The following is a 549-nucleotide window of genomic DNA, read 5'->3' as shown; positions in this document are numbered from 1 at the left end:
AACCCGGCAAGCATCGCCGCCAGCGCCCCCACCGAGGCGCCACCGGATAATCCCAGCACGTAGGGATCGGCCAGCGGATTGCGCAGCAGTACCTGCATCAGGGCGCCAGCTACGGCAAGCAGGCCACCCACGGCGAAGGCCGAGAGCGAGCGGGGTATGCGCAGTTCGAGAATCAGCGTGCGCGCCAGCGGGCTGCCCTCTCCGCCTACCACTGCCCAGACATCGCCCAACGACAGCGCGGCGCTGCCCAGCGTGACCGACAGCAGCAGCGCCACCAATCCCAGCAGTGCCAGCACGCCCAGCGGCAGCCACAGTGAGCAGCGGCGGGGAATCGTCATCGCTTCAGCGCTTGCTGCGGACATCGTCGAGTTTCTCGCAGAAGAGCCGGCTGCCCTCCAGTAGCCGCGGCGTGGGCCGCTGTATCAGCGACGGCGGCACGAAGTAGAGATTGTCGCGCTCGACCGCGGTCAGGTTCGGGTACTGTTCCCAGTGGGTCAGCCAGTCGCGATTCTCCTCGCCCATGCCACCGGCCAGTATCGCCTCAGGATC

General features: G+C 67.6%; 1 protein-coding gene and 1 pseudogene. Both read right to left on the bottom strand.

Annotated elements, in window-relative coordinates; translation table 11 throughout:
* Window positions 1-362 (bottom strand): iron chelate uptake ABC transporter family permease subunit (locus tag QPM17_RS23720; RefSeq protein WP_285394203.1); only part of this gene is annotated, 362 nt, incomplete at its 3' end.
* Window positions 343-549 (bottom strand): annotated as a pseudogene (locus QPM17_RS23715) (cobalamin-binding protein); the annotation flags it as partial. The gene QPM17_RS23720 and the pseudogene QPM17_RS23715, both read right to left, overlap by 20 nt.

Origin of the sequence: Marinobacter azerbaijanicus (assembly GCF_030250645.1) — a bacterium.
Classification (GTDB): Bacteria; Pseudomonadota; Gammaproteobacteria; order Pseudomonadales; family Oleiphilaceae; genus Marinobacter; species Marinobacter azerbaijanicus.
This window is presented reverse-complemented; position numbering and strand designations above follow the sequence as displayed.